The organism is Dysgonomonas sp. 511, assembly GCF_010501105.1.
Classification (GTDB): domain Bacteria; phylum Bacteroidota; class Bacteroidia; order Bacteroidales; family Dysgonomonadaceae; genus Dysgonomonas.
Map to the genome: position 1 here is coordinate 1 of NZ_QVMQ01000080.1, position 794 is coordinate 794.

1 protein-coding gene is annotated in these 794 nt (G+C 33.8%); it reads left to right on the forward strand.

The features are described 5' to 3' along the window. The first annotated feature begins 509 nt into the window (after window positions 1-509). Window positions 510-728: an HTH domain-containing protein gene (locus D0T57_RS16120; RefSeq protein WP_368666942.1), complete on the forward strand. Its 219-nt coding sequence runs from the start codon at window positions 510-512 to the stop codon at window positions 726-728. The last annotated feature ends 66 nt before the right edge of the window (window positions 729-794 follow it).

Sequence of the window (794 nt, forward strand, 5' to 3'; positions counted from 1 at the left end):
TGTCCTTATTTGAAAAAATACCAATAGAAAACCTTTTCAATGATCAGCAAACTCAAGTAAAATATCAAAATGATACTCAATTAAGTCTTAATTTTTTTTTAGTGGACACGAGTGATCTGAATTAATAAATTCTATTCTTATTCATAAAACAAAATAGTTGCAATAATTTTGTTATGCAGTTTATATATATCCAAATACCCAAAGTCTCTTAAATCGGAAATCTGACAAAAATAACAAGAGGCTGAATTCTAAGTCTCTTGTTTATATTTGCCTAATATATGCTATTCCCATTTTCCGTTATTCAGGCGTTTTGGAAAATCCTTTTGAAAGTGTCCCCCTAAATCCAAAATAAACCGGTCCGTTATTCCAACGGAAAGTGATCCCCTGAATCCAGCTGAAAGTGGTCCCCTCAAAAAGGTAAAAAGTATTGATTGATTTAGAGATATAATGATGTTCTTTAAACAAAAATTAACAAAAGGACATACCTCATGCCGAACAAATTAATCAGTATGCAAAAATTGAGACAATTAATCCGGCTACACAGCCAAGAAAAAGGGACCAGGGTCATTGCTAGTGCCTTAAGCATGTCCCGCACGACAGTGAAGAAGTACCTGTCCCGTTTAAAAGAGTCGGGCATGCCTTTTGAGGAAGTCTTATCCTTAAGAGACAAAGACCTGAACGAACTGCTTCAGGAACACTCGTGTCCACTAAAAAAAATTAAGACTTAATTGAGTATCATTTTGATATTTTACTTGAGTTTGCTGATCATTGAAAAGGTTTTCTATTGGTATTTT

Excerpts from the sequence above, each read along its gene's own strand:
- D0T57_RS16120 (WP_368666942.1), top strand. The coding sequence starts at position 510 with ATGCAAAAATTGAGACAATTAATCCGGCTACACAGCCAAGAAAAAGGG.